Raw genomic sequence first — 6,994 nt, forward strand, 5'->3', positions numbered from 1 at the left:
CGCGGCGGTCCGGATCACGGACGTCACCGACGGGCGGGTGCGCGTGGGCATGGGCCGGGCGCGCTTCACCACCGGCCAGGGCACGGGCGACGGTGCGAGACCGTCATCACCTGGCAAGCCCCACCCGTCCGCTACGGACTCCACGCCACCGAAGAGATCGGCCACGAGATCCGGCAGCTGGGAGCCCGCTCCGTCCTCATCGTCACCGATCCCAACCTCGCCCGCCTGGAACTGCCGCAGCGCGTCCGCGCACTCGTGGAGCAGGAGGGTGTGGAGACGGCGGTCTTCGACGGGGCCGAGGTCGAGCCGACCGACAGAGGGTGCGAGGAGGCCGCCGCCTCCCTCGGTACAAGGGAGTTCGACTGCTACATAGGGCTGGGCGGCGGCAGTTCCATGGACACCGCGAAGATGATCAACCTGCTGCGGAGCTGTCCGGGCAGCGGGCTCCGGCGCTATCTCAACCGGCCGATCGGTGACGGCGCGCCCGTGCCCCGCCCCCTCAAGCCGTTGATCACCGTGCCGACCACGGCCGGCAGCGGCAGCGAGTGCACCTGCATGGTCGCGCTCGGCGTCGTCTCCGAACGCGTCAAGACCGGCATATCCGACCCACGGCTGCGCCCCACCGCCGCCGTCGTCGACCCGTGGAACACGGTCACGATGCCGCCCGCCGTGACCGCCGCCTCCGGCTACGACGTCCTCACCCACGCCTGCGAGTCGTACACCACGCGCCCCTACGACCGGCGGCCCCCGTACGCCTCGCCGGGTGTCCGGCCCGTCTACGTCGGCGCGAACCCGATCAGCGACGTCTGGTCGGAGCAGGCCCTCACCCTGGTCGGGCGCTATCTGCGCAGGGCCGTCCTCAATCCGTACGACATCGAGGCGCGGGCCGGGATGAGCCGGGCCGCGCTGTTCGCGGGCATGGGCTTCGGCAACGCCGGCACGCACATCCCGCACGCCTGCGCCTACCCGATCGCGGGCCTGGTCACGGACTACCGCCCCCGCGACTACCGGGTCGACCACCCGCTGGTCCCGCACGGCGAGTCCGTCGTCGTCACGGCCCCGGAGGCGTTCGCCTTCACCTACGCGACCTCCCCGGAGCGGCACCTGCGCGCAGCCGAACTCCTCGGCGCGAGCCTGGACGGGACCACCGTGCGCAACGGCGCCGACCTGCTGCCGCAGACCCTCCTCGACATCGTCGCCGACACCGGAGGGCCGCGCGGGCTGTCCGACTTCGGCTACACCGCCCGCGACATCCCCGCCCTCACCGAGGGCGCGGCCCGCCAGGAGCGGCTGCTGGCCTGCTGCCCGCGCGACGTCGACCGCTCGCACCTCTCCGGCATCCTCGCCAGGTCGCTCGACCACGGGACGGCGGCATGATATGACGCAGCGTCAATTACCGGTGGCGGAGGCGTTCATCGACGGGCGGAGCGTCCCGGCCCGTGACACCTTCGTCGACCTCGACCCGTCCACCGGCCTGCCCTGCGCCCGGGTGAGCCGCTGCGGGCCCGCCGAGATCGACCGGGCGGTGACGGCGGCGCGTACCGCCTTCGAGAAGACCTGGCGCCACACCACGGCCGCCACCCGCGCCGCGGCCTGCCGGGCCGTCGCCGACACCCTGCGCGCCCACCGCCGCGAGCTCGCCGAACTGGAGTGCCTGGACACCGGCAAGCCGATCAGCCAGGCGTACACCGACGCGGACGTCGCGGCGCGCTACTTCGACTTCTACGCCGGGACCGTCGAGGCGCTCCACGGGCGCACGCTGCTCGACCACCCCGACCTGCTCGCCTACACCCTCCAGGAACCGCACGGCGTGTGCGGGCACATCATTCCCTGGAACTACCCGATGCAGATCACCGCCCGCACCCTCGCCCCGGCGCTGGCGGCGGGCAACACCTGTGTACTCAAACCCGCCGAGGACGCTCCCCTGACGCCGCTGCGCATCGCCGCGCTCGCCACCGAGGCGGGACTCCCCGCCGGGGTGCTCAACGCCGTCCCCGGCACGGGCCCGGAGGCCGGGGCCGCCCTGGCCGCGCACCCCGGACTCGACCACCTGGCCTTCACCGGCTCCCGCCGGACCGGACGGTCCGTCATGACCGCGGCCGCCCACGGCATCGTCCCGGTGACCCTCGAACTCGGCGGCAAGTCACCGCACCTCGTCTTCCCCGACCACGACCCGGCCGCCACCGTGCCGCGGATCGTCGCCTCCGTCATCGAGCACGCCGGGCAGAACTGCTCCGCGGGCACCCGGGTCCTGGTCCACCGCAGTGTCCACGCGCGAGTGAGCGCGGCCCTCGCCGAGGCGTTCACGGGGCTGCGCATCGGGCCGGGCGCCGAGGACCCCGACCTGGGGCCCCTGATCTCCGCCCGCCAGCGCGACACCGTGCTCGGCCACATCGACGGCGGCCGCAAGGCCGCCAGGCTCGTCGTCGGCGGGGGAGTGCCGGACGTCGCGGCGGGAGGTTTCTTCGTCGAACCGACGCTCTTCGACGACGTCCCGCCCGACGCGCCCGTCGCCCAGCAGGAGATCTTCGGGCCGGTCCTGTGCGTCACGCCGTTCGACGACACCACCGAGGCCGTCGCCCTGGCCGACGCGACCACGTACGGCCTGAGCGCCGGGGTGTGGACCCGCGACGTGGGCCTGGCCCACGCGGTGGCCCGCGCGCTGCGGGTCAGCCAGGTCTTCGTCAACACCTACAGTGCGGCCGGCGGCGTCGAACTCCCCTTCGGCGGCTACCGCCAGTCGGGCTTCGGCCGGGAGAAGGGGTTTGCTGCGCTGCTGGAGTACACGCGGGTGAAGGCGGTGGCGATCCGGGTGGACGGGCCGTTGTGACGGGGGCTGACGGTCCGGTCGGCGCCTGCGGCGGGCTCCCCACCCCGCCCCTTCCCGGCTGCGTCTGATGTGCGGCTCCGCCGCGTGGGGGGCAAGCCCCCAGACCCCCGAATCCAGCCCGTTGGGGGCACCTTGGGGGCACCCCCGGACGGAGTCTGGGGGAGGTAGCTGGAACCGTACACCCTCCGGGATGCACACCGGATGACGTCTGCCTGAGCAGCAGAAAGGCCCCGGTCAGCGCTCGGGAGAACGCCGGCCGGGACCAGTGGGGGCCGTCAGTTCACGGATAGAAAGGAGTGCTCCGGAGAGTCGAGCCACACCCGCTCGCCGTCACCGTCCACGGTCAGACCGAACCGCTCGAACCCCGGCCGCCCCTGCTTGTCCCACCAGCGGTAGGCCACCAGCACCTCATCCCAGAGGTTCCTGGGACCGGACTGGTAGACCTCGAACTCATCCCTCCCGGGCACGTAGTCAGCGGTCGCCCACGACGTGACGGCCGTGTCCCGCAGCCAGAGCGTGTAAGAGCCGTCGTCGTACGACTCCATCCACGGGAACGCGTCGGGCACCTGCACCCCGATGACGAACATGACGTGCCAGTCGCCCAGGTCGTCCGGCGACAGTGACGTCATGGACTTCACGCCGTCCGCCGGCCACTTCCGCCCGCCCAGGTACTCACGGACGTGCCGACGCTGGACCCGCTGAGCACGCATCCGCATGAACGCCGACGACCCCACGAACGGGCCGGACGCCGAACCATCCTCAGCGACCGTGAGACGCACTACCGCCTCCCCGCCGTACGCCGGCCCCCACGGGGTCACGATCACCCCGCCCGGCTTCACCTGCGCCCGCCATGCCAGGGGCACGCTGCCAATGGAACAGGTAGCAATCAGCCGGTCGTACGGGGCCCGCTCCGGGTACCCCTGCGCCCCGTCGCCGACATGCACCAGCGGACGGAGCCCAGCAAGGTTGAGGCGGGTACGCGCGTCCTCCGCACTGGACTCGTCCACCTCGACGCTGACGACGTCCTCAGCGCCCAGCCGGTGAGACAGCAGAGCAGCGTTCCACCCGGTCCCGGTGCCGATCTCCAGCACGGTACTCCCGTCCTCGATGCCGAGGGCGTCCAGCATCGAGAACACCATGGTGGGCATGGAGTTGGAAGAGGTAGGAGACTTGCCCTTGCCTGTTCCGGTGTACGCCCCGTCATCCCATTGCGTCGTGATCGGCGCGTCCCGGTAGACGGCCTCCCACCACACGTCGGGTTCCTCGCTGCGGATCACGCGGTCACTCTGCCGGTTCATGCCGGCGCGGCCGGGCCAGATCGCATCCGGCATGAACGCGTGACGCGGTACCGCCTCGAACGCAGGGAGCCAATCGCTCGTGAGAGCTCCCTTTTCCATGAGCACGGAGGCGAGCCCCTGGGGGCCCACCGCCTTCGCGGTGTGCTCGGTCACTTGCCGTCCGCCGGGTCCTTGCCGTCATTGGTGTTGCCACCCTCGTCCGAACCGCCCCCGCCGTGCTTGTTGCCGCTGTCGCTGTCGTCCTGCGGGTTGCCGTCGGCCATGGTCAGCCACCACGCGTGCTTCTGCATCGCCGTACCTCCATTGTCGATGGTGCTGGGTACCCGCCCCGGCCGACTCCGCTTCACGGGAATGAGAGGGCGTGCTGGCCGGGCGGGGATCCAGGTCGGCCGTTTCGGGATACCGCAAAGCTATGGCCGCAGAACGCGTCAATCCAGCGTGGCAGCACGGTAGTTGGCGCATTGGCCGTCCGGAACTACCGCGCTACGTGGTAGCTAGCCCAGCACGCCCAGATGGGTGGCCATGGCGCGCATCTCGGCGGTGAGCCTGCGCTTACGGCGCTGGACGATCGCCGTCATCACGTCCTGCGCCATGCGCTGATGCCGGAGCCACTGCGGGTTGGCGTAGTCCACGGCTGTCAGTCGGTCGAGCGCCTTATCGTGCTCACCAACCTTGACGAACGCCGTCGCCACTGTGAGCCGGTGCCGGTTCCATTCCTTGTCCGTCTCAGCAATGCGGGCCGCCTTCATGGCGTGATCCGAGAACCGGGCCTTTCCGGTCGATTCGTCAATCACGCGGTATGGGTCGCCGTTCTCCGAGATCAGCTCATCCTCCAGCCCCTTCATTCCGGCAACGGCGGTGTCGAACCGACCGAATCGGTGCCGGGCATCGGAGTGCCTTCCCAGGGCAGCAGCGGCAGACTCGGCAATTCGGCGGGCTTCCGCACTGTCGTCGGGGCGGTTGTTGCGGACCGCAGCAGCAGCCGCTTGCAAGGCAAGCCAGCCCCAGACTGCAAGCCTTTCTGGGGGTGCTTTCGAGATTCGCGGCTCCAGGTGATCCGCTGTCTCAATGGCAGCGCGCTCCGCATCATCGAAACGTCCTTGCCTCAGCAGAAGCCACGACATGATGACCACGGCATAGCCGGCGGTGTCCGTGTCCTGGACTGCTTGTGCATCCTGAATCGCTCCGGACAGCGCGTGGTAGGCGAGGTCATATTGCCGAACCTGTGTGAGGTACCGGCCACCCAACAAGTACGCCTCTGCGCGCGCAGACAGTGCCTTTGCGTGCTCCTCTCCGTTGTCGAAGTAAGCGACAGCGGAATTGGTGTCTCGGATGATCTGAGGCATCTTGCCCGCCACAGAACCGAAGTTGTCTGAATCGTATGCCGCTGACCCGGTGCGGATCACGTCCAGCAGTGCGGGGAGGTTTGGTTCCTCGTCAGGCCTTACGTTTCCACTGTTGATGATTCCCAGGGGCGGAGTAAGGGCGCTCCGCAATTCGGCGAGTCCAACGCGCGTCGGGTCTTCGCCCCGGACAGGTTCCGGTGTGTCGGAGGCCATGAGTTGAGAGGTCTTCACATGTAGGGCGCGAGCCAGAATGTGAAGGGTCTCGATGCGGACGTTTCCGCCCTGTTCCAGCTTGGCGACGGTGGAGGGAGCGAGGCCGGCCGCGTAGGCCAACTGTTCCTGAGTCAGACCCCGTAGCCGCCGGTGCTTCCTGACGTTCTCCCCTAGAGCGCTCATGATCCCCGCCTAGTGCGTGTGGTGTCGTGCTCTCGTCCGTCCAGCGTACGCCCGGCCAGCAGCCCCGGACATGCAGAAGGCCCCGCACCCACCCTGACAGGGGAAGGTGCGGGGCTATGGAACCGAAGGTGCACAACTCCATGGATCATTGCGGGGGTTGGAGATCAGGCGTCCCGAGCCGGCGAGGGGGCACCCCTCTCCACCCTGAGCGTCCGAAAGTACCGACTGTCGCCAGCATCGTTTGCCGCGTTCGGCGAATCGCGAAGAGAATTCAGCAATTGACTTCGCATTGAACCTTGACCTTCGCGCGTTCTTTCGCGTCGCTCACGCCTTACGTTCGCTGCTCTTGCGCCTTCTCTCGCACTCTTCTTCGCGTGATGGAAGCGGCAGAGAGCTTGAAGGTTCTCGGCACCGTGGTTGTTGCCCGGTTCGATGTGGTCAACGTCGGTGGCGAGCAGCCCGCACAACGCGCCCGTGTCCACACGCGCCCATTGGCACAGCCGGCGATCACGCTTGAGAACGTGAGCGCGACGCGTCAAGGGTGCCGAGTGCTTGTCTCCGCTGAGCGGTGCGGACGGGGCGGCAGTGTTCGGCTTCATGCGGACGTTGGAGCGCAAGGGTTCCCCAGGGATCTGCCCCGGACAGCCCCGGCATGTATAAAACTGCCGGACGTTGGTTACGGCTGGCCGCGGGGTGGGCTCTGCTCAGGCTTGCCCTGTCTCGAAGCGGGAGATCTTGTCGCCGGGCACTGTGAAGCGCCATGCAGTGCGCATAGCACCCCAGCGGTCGTTGGTGTAGTTGGCCACCAAAGCGGTCCCGCCGTCCGCCACCGATTCAACGTCCATACGGCCGCCGCTGCCGAAGACTTCGCTCTGGACCCAGTTGCGGAGATCGCGATCGGTGCCGTCATCACTCATGGTCGCATCCGGCGTGAGCAGACCGAAGAATCCGTTGCTGTCACCAGTATTGAGCGCATCCACGAACTTCGCCACGACCGGGTCCAACTGGTTGACCGCCATGATGCCTCCACAGGGCTGATTCAAAGTCCTGGTGATCATGTGGTGGTGCAGGTCAGGGCAGGCCGATGAGGTCGAGTGGGCGGGTGAAGGGGTGGTAGGAGACCT

6 protein-coding genes are annotated in these 6,994 nt (G+C 68.9%); 2 read left to right on the forward strand and 4 right to left on the reverse strand.

The features are described from left to right. A partial coding sequence (locus AB0435_RS33585) for a hydroxyacid-oxoacid transhydrogenase (RefSeq protein ID WP_366428682.1) occupies window positions 1–1,377 on the forward strand: 1,377 nt, incomplete at its 5' end. A 1-nt stretch (window position 1,378) separates the two neighbouring features. Beyond that, window positions 1,379–2,830 (forward strand): aldehyde dehydrogenase family protein, encoded by a 1,452-nt coding sequence (locus tag AB0435_RS33590; protein ID WP_366008458.1) that lies wholly within the window; start codon window positions 1,379–1,381, stop codon window positions 2,828–2,830. Window positions 2,831–3,105: 275 nt separating this feature from the next. Here the strand turns inward: AB0435_RS33590 and AB0435_RS33595 are convergent, their stop codons facing one another. From AB0435_RS33595 to AB0435_RS33610, 4 genes are all read right to left on the reverse strand, one after another. Beyond that, the gene (locus AB0435_RS33595; protein WP_366428683.1) at window positions 3,106–4,281 is read right to left on the reverse strand and encodes a methyltransferase domain-containing protein; all 1,176 of its coding nucleotides are present in this window, start codon (window positions 4,279–4,281) and stop codon (window positions 3,106–3,108) included. Continuing rightward, window positions 4,278–4,418 (reverse strand): hypothetical protein, encoded by a 141-nt coding sequence (locus AB0435_RS33600; RefSeq protein WP_158688813.1) that lies wholly within the window; start codon window positions 4,416–4,418, stop codon window positions 4,278–4,280. The genes AB0435_RS33595 and AB0435_RS33600 overlap by 4 nt, the downstream gene beginning before the upstream one ends. A gap of 204 nt (window positions 4,419–4,622) precedes the next feature. Beyond that, the gene (locus AB0435_RS33605) at window positions 4,623–5,870 is read right to left on the reverse strand and encodes a helix-turn-helix transcriptional regulator (RefSeq protein ID WP_366428684.1); all 1,248 of its coding nucleotides are present in this window, start codon (window positions 5,868–5,870) and stop codon (window positions 4,623–4,625) included. Between the two features lie 704 nt (window positions 5,871–6,574). Then, window positions 6,575–6,889: a nuclear transport factor 2 family protein gene (locus AB0435_RS33610; RefSeq protein ID WP_366428685.1), complete on the reverse strand. Its 315-nt coding sequence runs from the start codon at window positions 6,887–6,889 to the stop codon at window positions 6,575–6,577. Window positions 6,890–6,994 lie beyond the last annotated feature (105 nt).

It is taken from the genome of Streptomyces sp. NPDC051173 (genome assembly GCF_040689515.1).
Taxonomy (GTDB): Bacteria; Actinomycetota; Actinomycetes; order Streptomycetales; family Streptomycetaceae; genus Streptomyces.

What these genes read in the sequence shown, in the direction of transcription:
- AB0435_RS33590 (WP_366008458.1), top strand. Translation starts at nt 1,379, where the DNA reads ATGACGCAGCGTCAATTACCGGTGGCGGAGGCGTTCATCGACGGGCGG.
- AB0435_RS33600 (WP_158688813.1), bottom strand. Translation starts at nt 4,418, where the DNA reads ATGCAGAAGCACGCGTGGTGGCTGACCATGGCCGACGGCAACCCGCAG.
- AB0435_RS33605 (WP_366428684.1), bottom strand. Translation starts at nt 5,870, where the DNA reads ATGAGCGCTCTAGGGGAGAACGTCAGGAAGCACCGGCGGCTACGGGGT.
- AB0435_RS33610 (WP_366428685.1), bottom strand. Translation starts at nt 6,889, where the DNA reads ATGGCGGTCAACCAGTTGGACCCGGTCGTGGCGAAGTTCGTGGATGCG.